Annotated in this window: 18 protein-coding genes and 2 pseudogenes; 11 read left to right on the top strand and 9 right to left on the bottom strand. The window is 39.9% G+C overall.

Annotation, left to right across the window (positions count from 1 at the left end; genetic code table 11):
* The first annotated feature begins 94 nt into the window (after positions 1-94).
* The 6 genes from gntR (at position 95) to ahpF (ending at position 7,571) form a co-directional block, all read left to right on the top strand.
* On the top strand, positions 95-826 hold the full coding sequence (gene gntR, locus M1D69_RS00765; protein ID WP_044160140.1) for a gluconate operon transcriptional repressor GntR: 732 nt from the start codon (positions 95-97) through the stop codon (positions 824-826).
* Positions 819-2,360: a gluconokinase gene (gene gntK, locus M1D69_RS00760; RefSeq protein ID WP_458104903.1), complete on the top strand. Its 1,542-nt coding sequence runs from the start codon at positions 819-821 to the stop codon at positions 2,358-2,360. Before gntR ends, gntK begins: the two co-directional genes overlap by 8 nt.
* A 28-nt stretch (positions 2,361-2,388) precedes the next feature.
* Positions 2,389-3,735, top strand: coding sequence for a gluconate permease GntP (gene gntP, locus M1D69_RS00755; RefSeq protein ID WP_044160144.1), 1,347 nt, complete (start codon positions 2,389-2,391; stop codon positions 3,733-3,735).
* Positions 3,736-3,760: 25 nt separating this feature from the next.
* Positions 3,761-5,176 carry a decarboxylating NADP(+)-dependent phosphogluconate dehydrogenase gene (gene gnd, locus M1D69_RS00750; RefSeq protein WP_458104904.1) on the top strand — a complete coding sequence of 472 codons (1,416 nt, stop codon included), beginning with the start codon at positions 3,761-3,763 and terminating at the stop codon, positions 5,174-5,176.
* A 288-nt stretch (positions 5,177-5,464) separates the two neighbouring features.
* The gene (gene ahpC, locus M1D69_RS00745) at positions 5,465-6,028 is read left to right on the top strand and encodes an alkyl hydroperoxide reductase subunit C (protein ID WP_024123485.1); all 564 of its coding nucleotides are present in this window, start codon (positions 5,465-5,467) and stop codon (positions 6,026-6,028) included.
* Positions 6,029-6,041: 13 nt separating this feature from the next.
* Positions 6,042-7,571, top strand: a complete 1,530-nt coding sequence (gene ahpF, locus M1D69_RS00740) for an alkyl hydroperoxide reductase subunit F (protein WP_458104905.1) — start codon at positions 6,042-6,044, stop codon at positions 7,569-7,571.
* A gap of 106 nt (positions 7,572-7,677) precedes the next feature.
* Here ahpF and M1D69_RS00735 read toward each other — a convergent pair.
* Positions 7,678-7,828, bottom strand: a pseudogene (locus tag M1D69_RS00735) (family 1 glycosylhydrolase); the annotation flags it as partial.
* Between the two features lie 261 nt (positions 7,829-8,089).
* Here M1D69_RS00735 and M1D69_RS00730 point away from each other — a divergent pair.
* The 4 genes and pseudogenes from M1D69_RS00730 to M1D69_RS00715 all read left to right on the top strand — a co-directional run bounded on the left by M1D69_RS00730 (position 8,090) and on the right by M1D69_RS00715 (position 11,597).
* Positions 8,090-8,644, top strand: a complete 555-nt coding sequence (locus M1D69_RS00730; protein WP_458106229.1) for a Pathogenicity island protein — start codon at positions 8,090-8,092, stop codon at positions 8,642-8,644.
* Positions 8,645-8,684: 40 nt separating this feature from the next.
* Positions 8,685-8,846, top strand: a complete 162-nt coding sequence (locus M1D69_RS00725; protein WP_041906140.1) for a hypothetical protein — start codon at positions 8,685-8,687, stop codon at positions 8,844-8,846.
* Between the two features lie 203 nt (positions 8,847-9,049).
* Complete coding sequence (fbp, locus tag M1D69_RS00720; RefSeq protein WP_458104906.1) at positions 9,050-10,975, top strand: fructose-1,6-bisphosphatase; 1,926 nt, start codon at positions 9,050-9,052, stop codon at positions 10,973-10,975.
* Between the two features lie 461 nt (positions 10,976-11,436).
* A pseudogene (locus M1D69_RS00715) lies at positions 11,437-11,597 on the top strand (hypothetical protein).
* Between the two features lie 650 nt (positions 11,598-12,247).
* On the opposite strand, the gene M1D69_RS00710 reads toward M1D69_RS00715, so the two are convergent.
* The 5 genes from M1D69_RS00710 to M1D69_RS00690 all read right to left on the bottom strand — a co-directional run bounded on the left by M1D69_RS00710 (position 12,248) and on the right by M1D69_RS00690 (position 18,892).
* A complete protein-coding gene (locus M1D69_RS00710; protein WP_458104907.1) occupies positions 12,248-13,786 on the bottom strand; it encodes an RNA-directed DNA polymerase in 1,539 nt (512 codons plus the stop codon).
* 782 nt (positions 13,787-14,568) lie between these two features.
* Complete coding sequence (locus M1D69_RS00705) at positions 14,569-15,840, bottom strand: RES family NAD+ phosphorylase (RefSeq protein ID WP_458104908.1); 1,272 nt, start codon at positions 15,838-15,840, stop codon at positions 14,569-14,571.
* Between the two features lie 230 nt (positions 15,841-16,070).
* Positions 16,071-18,017 (bottom strand): hypothetical protein, encoded by a 1,947-nt coding sequence (locus M1D69_RS00700; RefSeq protein WP_458104909.1) that lies wholly within the window; start codon positions 18,015-18,017, stop codon positions 16,071-16,073.
* Positions 18,018-18,161: 144 nt separating this feature from the next.
* Positions 18,162-18,641 carry a 23S rRNA (pseudouridine(1915)-N(3))-methyltransferase RlmH gene (rlmH, locus tag M1D69_RS00695; RefSeq protein WP_003226975.1) on the bottom strand — a complete coding sequence of 160 codons (480 nt, stop codon included), beginning with the start codon at positions 18,639-18,641 and terminating at the stop codon, positions 18,162-18,164.
* 80 nt (positions 18,642-18,721) lie between these two features.
* A complete protein-coding gene (locus M1D69_RS00690) occupies positions 18,722-18,892 on the bottom strand; it encodes a CxxH/CxxC protein (RefSeq protein WP_003236479.1) in 171 nt (56 codons plus the stop codon).
* Positions 18,893-19,076: 184 nt separating this feature from the next.
* Here M1D69_RS00690 and M1D69_RS00685 point away from each other — a divergent pair, with 184 nt between their 5' ends.
* Positions 19,077-19,490: a hypothetical protein gene (locus M1D69_RS00685; RefSeq protein WP_445209832.1), complete on the top strand. Its 414-nt coding sequence runs from the start codon at positions 19,077-19,079 to the stop codon at positions 19,488-19,490.
* Positions 19,491-19,523: 33 nt separating this feature from the next.
* Here the strand turns inward: M1D69_RS00685 and fdhA are convergent, their stop codons facing one another.
* From fdhA to M1D69_RS00670, 3 genes are all read right to left on the bottom strand, one after another.
* Positions 19,524-20,750, bottom strand: coding sequence for a formaldehyde dehydrogenase, glutathione-independent (fdhA, locus tag M1D69_RS00680; protein WP_316273867.1), 1,227 nt, complete (start codon positions 20,748-20,750; stop codon positions 19,524-19,526).
* 62 nt (positions 20,751-20,812) lie between these two features.
* Positions 20,813-20,983 (bottom strand): hypothetical protein, encoded by a 171-nt coding sequence (locus tag M1D69_RS00675; RefSeq protein WP_286236570.1) that lies wholly within the window; start codon positions 20,981-20,983, stop codon positions 20,813-20,815.
* A 113-nt stretch (positions 20,984-21,096) separates the two neighbouring features.
* Positions 21,097-21,345 carry a DUF2651 family protein gene (locus M1D69_RS00670; RefSeq protein WP_458104910.1) on the bottom strand — a complete coding sequence of 83 codons (249 nt, stop codon included), beginning with the start codon at positions 21,343-21,345 and terminating at the stop codon, positions 21,097-21,099.
* Between the last annotated feature and the right edge of the window lie 15 nt (positions 21,346-21,360).

Here is a 21,360-nt window from a genome sequence, read left to right as displayed (position 1 = left end):
ATTGAAAATTAGAAATGAAAGTGTTTGCATTAATAAAACATTCACGTTATCATACTTGTATACAAGTATACTCCTTAGTGAGGAAGGTGAGCGTATGCTAGATTCCAAGGACCTGTTGTATCCCGCAAAATGGCTTTCAAAAGCGTCAACCGGCGTTCGCGTCGCATGCGAGCTGAGAATGCGGATTATTTCAGGCATGATTGAAAGCGGTACCATCCTATCAGAAAATACAATCGCGGCTGAGTTTTCAGTAAGCCGTTCGCCGGTTCGCGAAGCGTTAAAAATACTGGCTTCCGAAAAAATGATCCGTTTAGAACGAATGGGAGCGGTTGTGATTGGGTTAACTGAAAAGGAAATCGCAGAAATATATGACGTGCGTTTATTATTAGAAACGTTTGTCTTTGAACGGCTTGTCAAAATCGACATTGAGCCTTTAGTTAAAGATCTCAGCAAGATTCTAGAAATAATGAAAGTCTCCATCAAATACGAGGACGCGGACGAGTTTTCATTTCAAGATGTGTTATTCCATGAAACGATTATCCGCGCCATTGATCACTCATACATTCAGATGATCTGGAACAATCTAAAACCCGTAATGGAAAGCTTTATTCTTTTATCAATGCGGGTACGGTTAAAGGAAAAGTACGAAGATTTCTCAAGGATTCTGGACAACCATGAGCTATATATTCAAGCAATCAAAACAAAGGACAGGGCGCTGATGGTTCAGTCTCTGCACCAGAATTTTGACGATGTGCAAGAAAAAGTAGAGGACCTCTGGCTCTCACAACAAATGCTGGCAAAAGGAGCTGAACACAAAAATGACTAGTTATATGTTAGGAATCGATATCGGTACGACCAGCACAAAGGCTGTATTATTCACTGAAAACGGAGACGTGGTACAAAAAGAAAGCATCGGCTACCCGCTCCATACGCCAGACATCTCAACGGCTGAACAAAACCCGGAATTGATTTTTCAGGCTGTCATCCATACAACTGCAAAAATCACGAAACAGCACCCGGAAAAACAGATCTCATTTATTTCCTTCAGCAGCGCCATGCACAGCGTCATTGCCATGGGCGAAAATGATCAGCCTCTGACACCATGCATCACGTGGGCAGACAATCGAAGCGAGGGCTGGGCGCATAAGATCAAAGATGAACTCAACGGGCATGAGGTCTACAAACGAACAGGAACACCCATTCATCCCATGTCGCCGTTAAGCAAAATTGCCTGGATCACAAACGAACGAAAAGAAATCGCTTCCAAGGCGAAAAAATATATCGGCATCAAAGAATACATCTTTAAACAGCTGTTTGATGAATATGTCATCGACTATTCCTTAGCATCAGCGACCGGCATGATGAACCTGAAAAGCTTGAATTGGGACGAAGAAGCGTTACACATCGCAGGGATCACGCCGGATCACTTATCCAAACTCGTGCCGACAACCGAGATCTTTCAGCACTGCAGCCCGGAATTAGCGATCCAGATGGGAATCGATCCGGAAACACCTTTTGTCATCGGCGCAAGCGACGGCGTACTGTCCAATCTTGGCGTCAATGCCATTAAAAAAGGAGAAATCGCCGTTACAATCGGTACGAGCGGCGCTATCCGAACCATTATCGACCAACCGCAAACCGATGAAAAGGGGAGAATTTTCTGCTACGCGTTAACGGACAAGCATTGGGTCATCGGCGGTCCGGTGAACAATGGAGGCATCGTTCTTCGCTGGATCAGAGACGAATTTGCCTCATCAGAAATCGAAACAGCGACAAGACTGGGAATTGACCCATATGACGTGCTGACGAAGATTGCTGAACGCGTCAGACCGGGTTCTGACGGCCTGCTGTTCCACCCGTATCTTGCCGGGGAACGCGCTCCGTTATGGAACCCGGATGTACGCGGCTCATTTTTCGGCCTGACCATGTCACATAAAAAAGAACATATGATACGTGCAGCATTAGAAGGGGTCATTTACAATCTGTACACTGTGTTCCTGGCGCTAACAGAATGCATGGACGGACCGGTCACCCGAATTCAAGCGACTGGCGGCTTTGCAAGATCAGAGGTTTGGCGGCAAATGATGTCGGACATATTCGAATCTGAAGTCGTCGTTCCTGAAAGCTACGAAAGCTCCTGTCTCGGCGCCTGCATTTTAGGCCTGTATGCGACAGGAAAAATCGACTCGTTCGAAGCCGTGTCCGACATGATCGGCAGCACGTACAGACATACGCCAATCGAAGAATCAGCCAAAGAATATAGAACATTAATGCCGATATTCATCAATCTATCAAGATCATTAGAAAATCAATATACCCAAATTGCAAATTATCAAAGAAGCCTAATTACACACAAATAGCACATGACATGAAGGGGAGGGCATTATCATGCCATTAATCATTGTTGCGCTTGGGATCTTAGCATTACTATTTTTGATTATGGGCTTGAAATTAAATACATTTATTTCCTTATTGGTTGTATCATTCGGCGTGGCACTGGCACTTGGGATGCCGTTTGATAAAGTTGTCAGCTCCATTGAAGAAGGTATAGGGGGAACACTTGGCCACATCGCACTCATCTTCGGACTCGGTGCGATGCTGGGCAAGCTGATTGCTGACTCAGGCGGCGCACAGCGTATAGCAATGACGCTCGTCAACAAATTCGGCGAGAAAAATATACAGTGGGCTGTTGTGATTGCTTCCTTTATTATCGGAATCGCGTTGTTCTTTGAAGTAGGATTGGTTCTATTAATCCCGATTGTATTCGCAATTTCAAGAGAATTGAAGATTTCTATTTTATATCTCGGTATTCCGATGGTCGCAGCATTATCCGTCACACACGGGTTCCTGCCGCCGCACCCGGGACCGACAGCAATTGCCGGAGAATACGGCGCAAATATCGGGGAAGTGCTGCTGTACGGCTTCATTGTTGCTGTTCCGACAGTCCTGATTGCAGGGCCAATATTTACAAAGTTCGCGAAAAAAATCGTTCCTGCTTCATTTGCGAAAAACGGAAATATCTCGTCACTCGGCACACAAAAAACATTCAAGCTTGAGGAAACACCAGGCTTTGGAATCAGTGTGTTTACAGCCATGCTTCCGATTATCATCATGTCGATCGCAACCATCATTGATTTGCTTCAGGAAACAATAGGATTTGCGGATAACGGTCTTCTGGCTTTCATCCGTTTGATCGGGAATGCATCGACTGCCATGATCATCTCACTGCTCGTTGCTGTTTACACAATGGGAATCGCACGCAACATTCCCATCAAAACCGTCATGGACTCTTGTTCTACAGCCATCTCGCAAATTGGCATGATGCTGTTGATCATCGGGGGAGGCGGCGCCTTTAAACAAGTGTTAATCAACGGCGGTGTCGGCGACTACGTAGCAGATTTATTCAAAGAAACGGCATTATCGCCGATTCTGCTGGCATGGCTCATCGCAGCGATCCTGCGCATCTCCTTAGGATCAGCAACCGTTGCCGCATTAAGCACGACGGGGCTCGTCATTCCATTGCTGGGACAGTCCGATGCCAACCTTGCATTAGTGGTGCTCGCAACAGGCGCGGGAAGCGTCATCGCTTCACACGTCAACGATGCCGGCTTCTGGATGTTCAAAGAATACTTTGGATTAAGCATGAAAGAAACCTTTGCCACATGGACCTTGCTGGAAACAATTATCTCCGTTGCTGGACTAGGATTTATATTATTGTTAAGTTTAGTTGTATGAAATTATTGAAGGAGATGTAACACACATGTTCAATACAATTGGTGTCATAGGCTTAGGCGTAATGGGAAGCAATATCGCCTTAAACATGGCAAATAAAGGCGAAAAAGTCGCCGTCTATAATTACACCAGAGATTTAACGGACCAGCTTGTGAAAAAGCTGGATGGACAATCGCTGAGCCCGTACTACGAGCTTCAGGATTTTGTTCAATCACTAGAAACACCCAGAAAAATCTTTCTGATGGTCACAGCGGGAAAACCGGTCGATTCCGTCATCCATTCGTTAATGCCTTTGCTTGAAGAAGGAGACGTCATCATGGACGGAGGCAACTCCCACTACGAAGACACAGAAAGAAGATATGACGAGCTGAAGGAAAAAGGAATCGGCTACTTGGGAATCGGCATTTCCGGCGGTGAAGTCGGCGCATTAAAAGGACCTTCCATCATGCCGGGCGGAGATCGAGACGTCTATGAAAAAGCCGCTCCGATCCTGACCAAAATCGCCGCACAAGTCGGAGAAGACCCATGCTGTGTCTACATCGGACCAAAAGGGGCAGGGCACTTTACAAAAATGGTGCACAACGGCATTGAGTATGCAGATATGCAGCTGATTGCTGAAGCCTATACATTTCTTAGAGAAACGCTTCGTCTGCCGCTCGAAGAAATCGCCGGCATCTTTGAAACGTGGAACCAAGGTGAGCTGAAAAGCTATTTAATAGAGATTACAGCGGAGATTTTACGGAAAAAGGACGAACATACAGGTCAGCCGCTGATCGATGTCATTCTTGATAAAACCGGCCAGAAAGGCACAGGAAAATGGACAAGCATGCAAGCTATTGATAACGGCATTCCATCTGCTATTATCACCGAGTCCTTGTTTGCCCGCTATCTGTCGTCCTTAAAAGAAGAACGTATGGCGGCTGAACAAGTGTTAGCCGGTCCGGAAACAGAGGAAAACCATTACGATAAGGATCTCTGGATTGAATACGTCAGACAAGCCTTATACATGGGAAAAGTATGCGCCTACGCACAAGGCTTTGCTCAATATAAAATGTCATCTGAGCTTTACGGATGGAACCTGCCGCTTAAAGACATCGCTTTGATTTTCCGCGGCGGCTGCATCATCCGCGCGGATTTCCTGAACGTCATCAGCAAAGCATTCCAAGAGCAGCCAGATCTCTCAAACCTGCTGATTGCACCTTATTTTTCAGAAAAGCTTAAAGCTTATCAGACAGGCATGCGAAAAGTCGTTTGCGAGGGAATCAGCGCCGGAAGCGCGTTCCCATGCTTAAGCACCGCGCTCTCTTACTACGACGGCTACCGCACAGGGCGTTCCAACGCCAACCTATTACAGGCGCAGCGCGATTATTTCGGCGCCCATACGTACGAGCGGACAGATATGGATGGCGTTTTCCATACCAATTGGTCTGATGATGCAAACTAATATAAGGCTGACAGCTGGGGTTTTTATACCAGCTGCCAGCTTTTTTGATAGGATAAACTCACATATCACAACTAATTGAGAATCAGACATATAAAATTTGAATATTTGTCAAAGCGCAATTTATGCTGATCACACCAACACTTTCCTTCACGATGAAAGGAAAAAGAGAAAATAATTAAGGGGTTTTGTCTTGACAAAAAATATATATTAATTAATAATTCATATATAATTAGAATTATTATTGAAAGCACTATTGCTTTCTAAACCATTTTTAGGAGGAATAACATTATGTCTTTAATCGGTAAAGAAGTACAACCATTCGAAGCAAAAGCATTCAAAAACGGTGAATTCATCGATGTAACAAACGAATCTCTAAAAGGTCAATGGAGCGTATTCTGCTTCTACCCAGCAGATTTCTCTTTCGTATGCCCAACTGAGCTTGAAGATCTTCAAAACCAATACGCTGCACTTAAAGAATTAGGTGTTGAAGTGTACTCTATCTCTACAGATACTCACTTCGTACACAAAGGCTGGCATGACAGCTCTGAAAAAATCGGCAAAATCACTTACGCAATGATCGGTGACCCATCTCAAACGATCTCTCGCAACTTCGATGTTCTTGACGAAGAATCCGGTCTTGCTGACCGCGGAACATTCATCATCGATCCAGATGGCGTGATCCAAACTGTTGAAATCAATGCAGGCGGTATCGGCCGTGACGCAAGCAACCTGATCAGCAAAGTAAAAGCAGCACAATACGTTCGTCAAAACCCAGGTGAAGTTTGCCCGGCTAAATGGGAAGAAGGCGGCGAAACTCTTACACCTAGCCTTGATCTAGTAGGTAAAATCTAAGGAGTGCATTCCATTGGTACTTGATGCAAATATCAAAGCACAATTAAATCAATACATGCAGCTAATTGAGAATGATATTGTTCTCAAAGTGAGCGCAGGTGAAGATGACACTTCTAAGGACATGCTGGCTCTCGTTGATGAGCTGGCTTCCATGTCATCTAAAATCACTGTTGAAAAAGCTGAATTGAACAGAACGCCAAGCTTCAGTGTGAACCGCGTCGGAGAAGACACTGGCGTCACTTTCGCCGGTATTCCTCTGGGCCACGAATTCACATCATTAGTGTTGGCGTTGCTCCAAGTGAGCGGCAGACCGCCTAAGGTAGACCAAAAAGTCATTGATCAGGTGAAGAAGATCAGCGGTGAATACCACTTTGAATCTTATATCAGCCTGACATGCCACAACTGTCCTGATGTTGTACAAGCTTTAAACATGATGAGCGTGCTGAACCCGAACATTACGCACACCATGATTGACGGTGCGGCATACAAATCAGAAGTTGAAAGCAAAAACATTATGGCAGTGCCAACGGTTTACCTAAACGGCGAATCCTTCGGAAGCGGCCGTATGACCCTCGAAGAGATTCTTGCGAAAATGGGCAGCGGCGCAGATGCATCTGAGTTCGCTGACAAAGATCCTTACGACGTTCTTGTTGTCGGCGGCGGGCCTGCCGGCGCAAGTGCAGCCATTTATACGGCACGTAAAGGAATCCGCACAGGTGTTGTCGCTGAACGCTTCGGCGGACAGGTTCTCGACACAATGAGCATCGAAAACTTCATCAGCGTAAAAGCAACTGAAGGACCGAAGCTTGCCGCAAGTCTTGAAGAGCACGTGAAGGAATATGATATTGATGTCATGAACCTTCAGCGCGCAAAACGACTTGAGAAAAAAGATCTGTTCGAACTTGAACTCGAAAACGGTGCTGTCCTAAAAAGTAAAACAGTCATCCTTTCAACAGGTGCCCGCTGGCGCAATGTCAACGTACCTGGTGAACAAGAGTTCAAAAACAAAGGTGTTGCTTACTGCCCGCACTGTGATGGCCCATTGTTTGAAGGCAAAGACGTAGCCGTTATCGGCGGCGGAAACTCTGGTATCGAAGCAGCGATTGATCTTGCAGGTATTGTCAATCACGTCACTGTGCTAGAGTTCGCGCCGGAACTGAAGGCAGACGAAGTCTTGCAAAAACGTCTCTATAGCCTGCCAAACGTCACTGTCGTGAAAAATGCACAAACAAAAGAAATCACCGGCGATCAGAGCGTAAACGGCATCACATACACAGACCGCGAAACAGGCGAAGAAAAACACGTTGAACTCCAAGGTGTATTCGTCCAAATCGGTCTCGTGCCAAACACAGAATGGTTAGACGAAACCGTTGAACGCAACCGCATCGGCGAAATCGTAGTCGACAAAAATGGCGCTACAAGCGTCCCAGGCTTATTCGCTGCCGGCGACTGCACAGACGGTCCTTACAACCAAATCATTATTTCAATGGGATCAGGAGCAACTGCCGCTTTAGGCGCGTTTGATTACCTAATCCGTAACTAATATGAAAAGCCGCTATGCTGCTGGAACCGCAGTATAGCGGCTTTTTTTGCCTATCAAAAACCCGAACCAGGCACTTCGGTTAAGTGCTCGATTCAGGCCATCTGCTTTATAATACCTCACCATTCGTTTGAATGACTTGTTTGTACCACTCAAATGAATCCTTCTTATAGCGCTTCATTGTTCCGTTTCCTTCGTTATTACGATCGACATAATCATGCCGTAGCGCCAATAATGCCCCAAGGTGTATAGGCGATTAAACATAGCTTTTTATTGTGAACTATTTTACATTAGCAATCCTTTTTCTTTTATGAATATTTCAGTAAAAAAGTGGTGTTCGTAAGTAAAAGATATTAGTGTTGTTACTAGAATGAAAAGTCTCATCAATTGTCTATGACTTTTGAAGCGAAAATGTAAATATAGGTAGTTTGGTATAACCAAATTTCAGTCATTTCTTAAATTAAGGGTTTAACAGGCAAAACGGCTCTGTTAGTATGGCAACCAAAGGAGGAGGATAAATGATGCAAAGGATAATGAAGCTAACCACAGTAAAACTGGCGGCCTTGGTATTCCTAGTAGGTGCCTTATCCCTCCCGGTTTTGCCTAATGCTGCAGATGCCGCAGAATCCCAAGCTACATACAAAGTTGAAAACCTCAACGATAGTGTGCTGAAGATGACGTTCGATCATGCAGATGTTCATATTGACGCTGGTGGAAATGCCACACTAAAAGATCACGTAACGGGTGAAGAACAAGTTCTCCCTAAAAGCTCAACTGACAAAAATGGTGATCCTGTTACACTACAATACGAAAAAATCGAACATGGCGTTTTAATTAAAGTAGTAAACCAAGACTCTGGACAAACTAGCAGTACAATCAGCACCCAATCAGTTGGAAAATGTATTCTTGGAACTGGCGGCGGTGCGATAACTGGTGGCGGTACACTGGGTCTTGCAGGAGCTGCCGTAGGAACAGTCACAATCCCCGGCATTGGAACTGTAGGGGCTGGCGCTGTTGGCGCGATTACCGGCGCTGTTGGCGGTGCGATGACAGGGGCTGCTGCATCTTGCTTCTAATATAGAACTCTTCTTTCATTAATTATGGAAGGTGGTCCACATGTACAAAATCATCATCCCTGCAATTCTAGCCATCTTCGTGCTCTGGATACTCTTACAGATTTCACTAGAGATGAGCATCGTTAAGAATCCAATGAACTACTTTATCGTATTCATTATCTTTTTCCTCTTTATAAAGATGGTGAAAGAAAAACAACAATAGTTTGCTTTGAACAGGAAACCAGATTTGACATCTGGTTTTTTTGTGTTTCACTTTATTCACTCGTTTCAATTGTCTCTAAAAGCAGTTATGCGGTACTATCATATAAAGGTCCAATGATAAAAAATAATGTCATACTTTTAAATTCACTTTATCAAGCAAATGCTCATAAATAGGGGTTTATTCTAAAAAGGGGATGGACAGTTTTGGAAAGCAAGTACCTAGATCTACTCGCGCAAAAATACGATTGTGAAGAAAAAGTGGTAACGGAAATCATTAATTTGAAAGCGATACTGAACCTGCCAAAAGGCACCGAGCATTTTGTCAGTGATTTGCACGGGGAGTATCAGGCCTTCCAGCACGTGCTGCGTAATGGTTCAGGAAGAGTAAAAGAGAAGATACGCGATATTTTCAGCGGTGTCATTTACGATAGAGAAATTGATGAATTAGCAGCATTGGTGTATTACCCGGAAGACAAACTGAAGTTAATCAAACACAACTTTGATATGAAAGAAGCATTAAACGAGTGGTATAAAGAAACGATTAACCGAATGATTAAGCTTGTTTCTTATTGCTCGTCCAAGTATACCCGCTCCAAACTCCGCAAAGCACTGCCTGCCCAGTTTGCTTATATTACAGAGGAACTGCTATACAAAACAGAACAAGTTGGCAACAAGGAGCAATATTACTCCGAGATCATTGATCAGATCATTGAACTTGGACAGGCTGATAAGCTGATCACCGGTCTTGCTTACAGCGTTCAGCGATTGGTGGTCGACCATCTGCATGTGGTCGGCGATATTTACGACCGCGGACCGCAGCCGGATAAAATTATGGAAGAACTGATCAACTATCATTCTGTCGATATTCAGTGGGGAAATCACGATGTCCTTTGGATCGGCGCCTATGCCGGTTCCAAAGTGTGCCTGGCCAATATAATCCGTATCTGTGCCCGCTATGACAACCTGGACATTATTGAAGACGTGTACGGCATCAACCTGAGACCGCTGCTGAACCTGGCCGAAAAATATTATGACGATAATCCAGCGTTCCGTCCAAAAGCAGACGAGAATAGACCAGAGGATGAGATCAAGCAAATCACAAAAATTCATCAGGCGATTGCGATGATCCAATTCAAGCTTGAGAGCCCAATTATCAAGAGACGGCCGAACTTTAATATGGAGGAACGGCTGTTATTAGAGAAAATAGATTATGACAAAAACGAAATCACGCTGCACGGAAAAACATATCAACTGAAAAACACCTGCTTTGCGACGATTAATCCGGAACAGCCAGATCAGCTATTAGAAGAAGAAGCAGAAGTCATAGACAAGCTGCTGTTCTCTGTCCAGCATTCCGAAAAGCTGGGCCGCCATATGAATTTCATGATGAAAAAAGGCAGCCTTTATTTAAAATATAACGGCAACCTGTTGATTCACGGCTGTATTCCTGTCGATGAAAACGGCAATATGGAAACGATGATGATTGAGGATAAACCGTATGCGGGCCGTGAGCTGCTCGATGTATTTGAACGATTCTTACGGGAAGCGTTTGCCCACCCAGAAGAAACCGATGACCTGGCGACAGATATGGCTTGGTATTTATGGACAGGCGAATACTCCTCTCTCTTCGGAAAACGCGCCATGACCACATTTGAACGTTATTTCATCAAAGAGAAGGAAACGCATAAAGAGAAGAAAAACCCGTATTATTATTTACGCGAAGACGAGGCAACCTGCCGAAACATCCTGGCAGAATTCGGCCTCAATCCAGATCATGGCCATATCATCAACGGCCATACACCGGTAAAAGAAATCGAAGGCGAAGATCCGATCAAGGCAAACGGAAAAATGATCGTCATCGACGGCGGCTTCTCCAAAGCCTACCAATCCACAACAGGCATCGCCGGCTACACGCTGCTATACAACTCCTACGGCATGCAGCTCGTCGCCCATAAACACTTCAACTCCAAGGCAGAAGTCCTAAACACCGGCACCGATGTCTTAACCGTGAAACGCTTAGTGGACAAAGAACTTGAGCGGAAGAAAGTGAAGGAAACGAATGTGGGTGAGGAACTGCTGCAGGAAGTGGCGATTTTGGAGAGTTTGCGGGAGTATCGGTATATGAAGTGAGGGATGTGGGGTTCAGGGATGATGATATGCTCCCCAAGGTAGACAGATGCGATAAAAAACTGTTGCCTTGGGGAGTATTTTATAGCTGGAAAATAAAAATAAATATACTTTCAAAATGTGATTAGGGAAATGTTTCTGTGAAAGAGGTTGCGAAAAAATATGGATTTACACCGAAACAATTCGTGAATGGAGAACATTACACGACGTAGCCGGCGTTGAGAGTCGAAACATTCAAACACCATAAGTTCTAATTTTTGCGCAACTGAAACACGCGCAGTCGTTACTTTCATAGAGATATCATGAGCTTAAAATAGTCATAAAGCGTTAAAAGCTAGCTGGAGATGAGGGATATCGTATTATTACCAAACGGAAGAACATTTCAATAGAAGAACCTTGCTTCCCGTTAAGAAAAAAGGGACCCACTTACCTCCTATTGTTACCAACTATGGATAGTGCTTGGAATGTACAAAATCAACATTCCTGAAATATAGCCATCTTCGTTCTCTGGATACTATTACAGATTACACTAGAGTTGAGCATCTTTAAGAATCCAATGAATTACTTTATCGTATTCATTGTCGTCTTTTTCTTTATGAAGATGGTGAAAGAAAAACAACAATAATTTAATTTTAAACAGCTGTGGGGAACAAGGTTGGTAATAGAATCATGCCTCGAAGAATGTTATTACAACAAAGCCATCTATGTTCGCAGAACAAAGAAATTGTTTCTCTCTCAATCTTCCACTACCTCTTGGAAGATTATAAAATTGGTTTTTCGGATTTATTACTCCATGTGCGCGCTTAATGAGGAAGAAGCAGGTATTTGGTGTTGGAGGTTGGACTGCTGAAGCTGTATATTAAGAGTGTTTTTCATCAGATGAATGGGTAGCCGTTTGTTGTGCAGGCTAATAGTTTTTTATAGTGAAGACCTAAGAAAAAGACAATTTTTTGAATGTTACTTTTCCTGTGACAGTTTGCATTTAAGCAAGCGCTGGAAACTACGGTCACGGTTACTCTACAAGTTTTATATAACATTCCTTAAATTAGGTCTAAATAATATTAATTCTTTATAGTTACTATTAGATAATAACTAAACTAAAGGAACAATTAAAACGTTGGCTTTGCTATTGCTTAGAGGAGAGGATAGATTATGATCTAGATGAGTTTTAGAGCTAAAATGGTAGGCAAGTAAAAGAGTTTTTATTAAGAAGACCAATGAATTTTTCTTGGTCTTCTTTTACTATTAAATTTTATTAAAAACTTCTATATTAATTCATTTAATAAAACATACTCTCATGTCAATCAAAGTTTTATAAAAGTTCGCAATTTCTTGGTCACTCTGTGCATGTTGCCATAATATATTAATAGGTGTATTAATTCTATTTAAGTTTTTCCTGTTAAAAAATTTACCCTTATCTATTCCATTACCATACATTTCATATAAATACTTTTTATATTCTATATGTAACTTTGTTTTTTTATTTTTATTTATCATTAAAAATATATGATATTTAAAAAACCAAAACTCTCCTTCCCAGCAATCTGAGTTTTCAAGTTTTTTTTCTACTGCTTCAAACAAGAGGTTATCAATATTTTTTTCATCTTCTAATAATAATTCAAAAGATAATATTGAACTCAAGTCATCCATTTTTTCCATAATACTCATCAAAGTGTCTTTATCACACACACTATGAATTTTTAAATAATAAAAAATGCTTAATAGAGAGTATAACTCTTGATTATAATTCAAATCAATGTATCTATCTATATTCATCTGTATTTGAGGTTTTATTTCTTCTATACCTCTTTTTAATCTATTTTCAATAATTCCTTCTTCCAGAACGTCTACCAATTCCAAAAAATACACGGATAAATGGGGTGTCATTAAAACTAAATTAAACAATTTTTTTAACAACGGTTTTGTAAACGCTCGTTGTAATATCTGCTCTTTCCTAATACCGGACTTTAATGCTTTAAACATTAATTTCAATGATCCTTTATATCCTTCTCTTTCTTTATAAATACTACTATCAATAAAGTTATAAATCCGCCTTGATTGGTATTTTAAATTTTTATCTGATTTCAAAAAGTAATCAAAGAAAAATGCAGAATTATTATCTCCTTCAAACGGAAAAATATCCACCTTATTCTTCTCTATTTTTAATTTTAAATTCAAACTATTTAACTCTTTATTTAATTCCTTGTAGAATTCACTTTTCTCATTTTCATCATTGAAAGAGAGCTCAAAATCATCTACATACCTAACATATGAGTATCTATTCAATTTTTCATCTAACTTGCACATATAGATTTCTGCAATTAACCGGGAAGCGAAGCTACCTGTTGGCAGACCATGTGTTTCTCCTCTTTGACACCTTTGTATCAAAGAATCAAGTTGGTTATAGTACTCCTCATAATTTTTTTTATTTCTTTTCGCCTCTGATTTTCCAACTAATATCCAAGGGATTGAATGTGTATATATAGATGGATAAAAATTTTGTATATCCGTTTTGAAAATGTATTTTCTCCCCAACCTATTCTCTTCACGTTTAATTTTCCCTTGCAAAAAGGTACTATTATAAAACTCTTTAGATAAAGATTTATTACTTGAATGTAGTATCTCTATGTATCTATTCTTATTTTTAGAAAGGTGTAAACACAAACAAATATACGAATATAAATTTGGTAGTTTGAAATATCTTCTCTCATTTTCATTCTTATAAATTGAAAATTCAATTGGAATAGTATCCTTTTTGGAATTAAAAACAACTTGTTTTTTTACTTCTTTAAAAACTCTTACTAATTCATCCATGTTAAAAACTTTTTTATAAACTAGATTTGATAATATATAATTCTCATTAATATTCTTAGAAGAATACTTAAAATCAAAATAACCATATTTCAAAAGATAATTTAGTGAAAAGTATTTTTTATATCTTAGCTTATTAAAATCAAACATAGATTTTCCTTTCATATAATTCTTTAATAATAGTAGCACTTATTTATGAAAGATATAAATGCTCTCTAGATAAAGTATTGTATTATGTTAACCCTAAAAATGAAAAAGTTATAGGCAGTAGTTGGTCAGCAACAGAAACATGGTATGCTAGAAAAAGTGAAATACCAAATGAGATGTTGATTCAGCTATTTCACTATTCAAAACGAAATTTACTTTTAAATTTAAAATGGAGATTAGGAGGTTTAGTGCCTGAGAATTAGTTAAAATAAATAACCTTGGAGACATCTTTAGATATTCATAATTAATAACAATGTCAAGTATGATATTCAGATACTTTTGATACATAGAAAAAGCACCATTTTCATTTGACATCTCCCAGACTTTATCAATACATACTGTCAGAAACTGAATATATTAAGAAATCATATGATGTTCGAACCTTGATAATGTGTTAAATAAATCCAATCTAAATTTTTGATTATCAATAAAGGATTGTACCCATTCCTCATTATCACTTTCTAATCTTCCTATCAGATCATTTAATTTGTTTAATTTATCATCATATTCCTTCTGTTTCTCAACATTATACTCTATTAATTCATTTAAAAAATCTTCTAAATCACTTATTTCGATTATCATATTTTGCTATATATATAAGGGTCTTCATATGTAAATATCTTACCTGTTTCTTTTAATAATTTAGGCTCGAACAATACTAGATTAATACCATTGTTTTTGGTGCTGTTAAATAAGATGCCTTCAAACTTATATAATCTTGCACAATCGGCTAGAAATCTTGGTACTACATATTCAGGTTTAATATAAGGATTTTTTGTTTCTTGACTGATTGTACCTTCATGTACCAGCATGTAATGTAGAATTACATATTCTAAGCTATTACTTTCTGCATAAAAATTCACCTTTCTTAAATCTAATAATTTAACAGAATCCTGTAATTTAATTTTAATCATGCTACAAGAACCATGCCATTCCGGGATAACCTCTTTAAATGCAGTTTCTTCATCAGCTGCCATATATAAAAAGCTCTGACCAAAGTGATTATACCTTCCTTCGTATACTGCTACTTTATCAGCAGGCGGATTCCACATACCAGCTTCATCATATGGAACGTAGTTTGTAAGAGCTCTGGCTCTATAAAAAACTTGATCTGACAACTCATATTTATTTAAGTTTTTGATATTATCATGGAGTCTTTTACCGAGTTTATGTTCTAAAGCAAGCATTGGAAATTCGACAATATGTTCATAAAATGCTTCTATCTCCTTTTTTAAAGAGACTAATATTTGCACATACCAATTTTTAAAATCTTCGTAACTAATTTCTTCAAATAATAGTTTATTTAGCATTCTCTCGATAAGAGTATCTGAATAAATATTCAAGTTTGGCAATCCAAATTGTGCGGTTAATATAAAATTGTAGGGATGACTAAAGTAGTCAATATAATCATTTAATTGCTTTCTTATACTATAATCTAATAGTGTATGCTTATTTAAATCAAGTTCTGACCATTCATCCTTGTCCCATTCATAATTTTCAGTATTAGGTATATCGTTCTCTTCTCCTTTTACTCTAAAGATAATGAAATCAAATATAGATATAGGTGAAATATTTATGTAAAGTTCTTTTATTTTTAATTTCCAATCATTTAGATAGAAATAATTGTCCCTCATTTCAAATGTGTTTAAATGATTATTTCCACCTCTCCACCACCATATATAAGACATCTTATCTACTTCTAAATTAATTTTTTTACTTATCTCCGTTAATATTGTATCAATTTGAATCTGATCAGAGATGGTAATAGTTCTAGGTTCATCACCTAATACTGATCTAATAATATTACTAAAATGCCTCCTTGTTTCAAGAACGTAAGTTTTATGATCCATATTAAATTCCACCTTAATTTTATAATTCAAATAATATTTTTAGAGTTTAATGTCATGTTTTTATTTCACAAGAAAAGCTTTTTAGAAACATCTATAGATTTATTTAGTCTTTTTTCTTCGAAATACTCCTTATACTCAATTTTGTTTAATACCTGTAAAAAATTATTTGCACCTTCGTTAAAAGAAGAACAAAACATCTCTTCTGAAATTAGGGCCTGACCCTTGATGCGTTAATAATCACCCTCAACCTTCGCTGTGCAAAGATCATCATTTATCTTTATCATAATTGTTATTAATAATCTAAGAGCATGCAGATAATTTACATAATGCTCGTTTTCATTCTCATATCCAGAAGATGTACCATGTAAATACTTGTTCCTCAAGTCATATCCATTGATAAAATTTCTTTTATTCAGATAGTAATCTATATAATCGGATTCTTGCCTTGTTAATAATGTATTTTCAGAAACTAAAGCTCTTTCTTTTAATAACTTATCAACTTCTTTCTTTAGAGCATTAGATATCTTACTAGTTACGACTACACCGTTTATATAGATATAATAATATATAAGTGTTCTATTCCTATTGATCAACACTACTTCATTATCGTCGTTTACCGTTACATAATCATTTTCAACAAGCCAATCTAAAGATGATTTTTGATAATCCTCTATGTCATGTAAATACAGCTTATCAGTATCCAACCTTTCAATAAGCGTATTATATTGACTATCACCATAATTCGGGAAATAAGTAAGGTTACTTTGGTCAGAGAACATAATATTTCTCAATATTATAGCCTCATCATTATTTGGCGCTATATACGCGTATCTGTTATTTGTCATGCTTGGGCATTCAGAAAATAGCAAAGGCTTACTTTCCATTTGTACAAGCTCTTCATCAATGTAACCATCCTCTAAATAAAACTTATACTTCTTGATTATACTTTCAATAGTTGGAAATATAGATTTGCACTTTTCAAAATTCGGATTATCTATAGGCGGTAGCTTAATGTTGAAGTCTTCAATATAGAATTCCTCTTTTAGATAAACATTAAAGAACCATTCAATTATTGCTTCTAAATCTTTGTTTTTACTCTTTAAGAATGAATAATATAGATGCATTTGTGCTAAGGATAAAGATTCTCTTAATGAGAACTCTGTACTGGTCTTGTATTCTTTTTCATGAGCAAAACCAAATCTATCAAAGACACTTACATATACTTCATTATATGGGAATTTAGAAACCATATCTTTATTTACGAACTCGAATATGTATATAAAGTTGTTCAATAAAGTTGGATTATCAAGATTAGATTCTAACCATTCTTTATCAACCTCTGTTCCTACTTTATTTAATGAGTAATGCTGCTTCACAGTACCCTCTACATTTTCTTTGAACTCAACTACTATATCCGTTCCCATCCCACTACCATCTTTAAAGAGTCCACTCTCAAGTCTCTCGCTTACTCTTTTTGCTTTTAATTTAACTCTAATATCCAAAGCAAACTCTTTCGTATTCTGTACATTACTAAGAAGCCTGGTGTAATTTAAATTAGGCTTGTCTAAATCTAGATAGGTGCTAATAATCTGCTCCTTGTCTTCTATAGTTAATGATTGTGGCAAATAAGATTCCTGTCGTTCGCTCCTATTTTTTAATAAAAATTTATCCAAAAGTAAATTTGTACTACCTTCTGAATTATTAAGCATGTATTCTCTTAATTCCACATCAAATTTCATAACAAGTTTATGTAGCTTAAATATTTGCCATGCAAATACATCAAGTTCATCAAGAAACATCTTAAATCTGCTTTCTGTAATATCACTCAACTTTCTTTTTTCTACTATTTCCCAAAAAGATTCCTTATATCTGAAATCTACCTCTTCATATTCGGCTAAGATGTCTGAATGCTGATTAATATATTTACCAACTAACGAATTAGCTATACTACTTTTTTCTTTAATCCATTCCTCTTTATCTTCACCAAGATATAATAGAAACGTATCGTCCTTAACATACTTGATGATATTATATAATTCTATAGCTTCATTGATATTCTCTATTACATGCCCAATCGCCAACTCTTCATAAACTTCTTTAGCCTTATCTAGCATATATCCTTTTGCCAAATCTGGCCCTTTGTAGTACTCTACACCTCTATATCCTTCTTTCACCATGTTTTCCTCTCCTTTCTTTAATATTAATATTCTTTGACAAACGTTGCCTTCTCTTTTGATTTTCAAAGTCGAATTGGGAGGGTTCTTTTTACGTCATTATTCTGTTCCTATTAGCAAATAAATTCTTTTCCCCAAAAACCTCATTCACTTATGATAAGGCTCCCCACGATTAATCCGAAAAGCCCGATAAATCTGCTCAACTAGTATGAGTCGCATCAACTGATGAGGAAACGTCATTTTCGAAAACGACAGCTTCTCATCCGCTCGCTTCATCACCGCGTCACTCAATCCGAGTGATCCGCCGATGACGAAGGTGACTTTGCTTTTTCCATAAGTAGCCAGCTTATCTATTGTATCGGCTAGTTCTTCGGATGTTTTCATTTTTCCTTCGATGGCGAGGGCGATGACGTGGGCGTCGGGGCTGATTTTTGATAGGATGCGGTCGCCTTCTTTGTCTTTTATGATTTTCATGTCCTGGTCGCTTAGGTTTTCCGGCGCTTTTTCGTCCGGGAGTTCGATGATGTCGATTTTTGCGTAGGCCGAAAGTCGTTTCGTGTATTCTTCAATGCCTTGCTTGAGGTATTTTTCTTTTAGTTTTCCGATTGTCACAATATTGATATTCACAGGTCATCCCCACTTTAGAAACAAGTTATTCATATATATTGTCCACAATTGTGGATATCTTTTCTGTATTTTGTGTAAGATCATTCGTTCCCCACTATATATACTGCGGGGTCTCCACATAATTCACAGGCTGTGGATAAACTGTTAGTATGTTCGATTTTTCTGATTTCGGGCGGCAGCTCGTGGTCGTCTATGTACATATCCAGCACGGTTTCGATGTGTTCTTCACAGGAATAATAGGTTTGTTTCATGTTCAAATCCTCCGATGTTTTCTTCCATTTTTACAATTGTTCTCTTCTCAATATAACCTATTTATTCACATGTTAGTAGTGCTTCGGGCTGAGTTTTATCCACAAATCGACAAACAAGCTGTTGATGACTCTATTTCGCTCGTATGTTAGTTTGGATGTAACCGATGATTGGGGAGGTCTGCATGTGCGCTTCAGATGGGTTTGGCTTTTTGTGATCATGTTGCTGCTTGCTGGGTGTCAGTCGTCTTATTGGGTGTTGGAGAAGGATCGAATCGGTGAAGGCAGTTCCGAGCTAGAATTATACGCAAATTACCTTCAAACACATGATGACGTAAAAGGGTATCAAGTCTTCACCATTTTAGAAGGCAGAAAGATGGTTATCGTGTCTCTCGGAAGCAGTGAGAAAGAGAAGAAGCTTGAGGTGTCAGACGTCAAATACTCACCTAAAGAAACGATTGTAACTGTGAAACGAAAGCCTGCCCCCAAGGCAAATGAGAAAAATCCTTTTATTTTGATTGGACTGGACAAAATTGAAGGGGATTTAATCGTCCAAGACGAATCAGGAGATCGCTTTGAAGAAACCGATTATCAGCAATAAAGCCGGCGTCCGATTGAACCGCCAGCTTTTTTTTTATTTCAATGTTCCATGCGGATCAATCACAAATTTCTTCGCCGCTCCTTTGTCAAAGTCGCTGTAGCCTTTTGGCGCGTCGTCCAGAGAAATGACGGTGGCGTTGACGGCTTTTGCGATTTGCGCTCTGCCGCTTAGGATCGCTTTCATCAAATTGCGGTTGTATGTCATAGCAGGGGTTTGTCCGGTGACGAAGGTGTGGGCTTTTGCCCAGCCTAGGCCGAATCGGATTTTTAATGAGCCTTTTTTTGCCTCTGCGTCGCTTGCGCCCGGGTCTTCGGTGACATATAAGCCCGGAATGCCAAGGCTACCGCCTACCTGGGTGACGTCCATGATCGAGTTCAGCACGGCGGCTGGCGCTTCCCCTTGGTTGCCGTGTCCGGATGCTTCAAAACCGACACAGTCCACTGCGGCATCAACGGTTGGTTCACCTAGTATTTGTTCAATTTGCTCGCCGAGGCGGTCGTGTTTTTGTACGTTGACCGTTTCACAACCGAAGCTTCTCGCTTGTGCCAGCCTGTCTTCGTTCAGATCGCCGACAATCACCGCCGAGGCGCCAAGGAGTTGGGCGGAGTGTGCAGCTGCTAAGCCGACAGGCCCCGCTCCTGCGATATAAACGGTAGAACCTGTTTGCACACCAGCTGTGTAAGCACCGTGAAATCCGGTCGGGAAAATGTCGGACAGCATCGTCAAATCGAGAATCTTTTCTAACGCCTGTTCTTTATCAGGGAATACCAACAGCTGAAAATCAGCGTACGGCACCATGACATATTCCGACTGCCCGCCGACCCAGCCGCCCATATCGACGTAGCCGTAAGCCGATCCCGGCCGGTCCGGATTGACATTCAGGCACACATGCGTTTTCTGTGTTCTGCACATCACACAGCGTCCGCAGGCAATATTGAAAGGAACGGATACGATATCTCCTTTTTTGATAAATTCAACATCACGCCCCGTTTCAATGACTTCTCCGGTGATTTCATGCCCGAGCACCAAGCCTTCAGGCGCCGTTGTACGGCCTCTGACCATATGCTGGTCGCTCCCGCAAATGTTGGTTGTAATGACTTTGAGAATAACCCCATGCTCACATTTTCGATTCACATTCGCCTTCGGAACGCCGGGCCCGTCCCTCAAGATTAACTCCGGATAGCCGATATCCTCCACCGCCACGTTTCCTTTGCCTTTGTACACAACCGCTTTGTTTCCTGTCAACGCCATTCCTCCCATTCATGTCTTTGGACTCTTCGTCCTTGCACATGACTTCGGTTCGGTCTGGCCCTTTCCCTTTTTCACGCCTGCTTTTTCTCCAACCTTACGACAAAAAAGATGCCAAGCCAGCAGCCGATAATGGTGCCGGCGATGTCTAACCAGTCCACTTTGCCTCCATTTAATAGGAACACAGTAATCGCTGAAGTCAGGCCGATGATGACTGCTTGGATCATAACCCGTTTGGTGCGCATTGTAATTCCTCCTTTTAGAATCGTTTCTATACCATACCCAAAATCCCTGCGTATTCGGATTCAAATTAAGCAACAGAAAAAAGAGACTTCTCAAGTCTCTTCATAAACAGCGGTCAGTTGAATAATAATTTCCTGAGAAATAATGTGACAACACTGGTTGCTAACGCAATTGCAGTATAGAGCACAACCCAAAACAAGAATGAACTGTTGCCAGAGGCTAACGTAAACAACAATATCAAACTGGCAATAAGGACGATGAGCGGACCAATCCAAACTCTCTTACATATGAAATACCCCGCTGCACCAATTACGGCTGATATCATCGGAAAAACAAAAACGATGAGCAGTATAACAGCTCCCAAGCCGGAACCCCCTTC

The sequence above is a fragment of the Bacillus sp. PK3-037 genome (assembly GCF_054161355.1).
The sequence above is the reverse complement of the archived record's forward strand: the minus strand, read 5'-3'. Positions and strand labels throughout refer to the sequence as shown.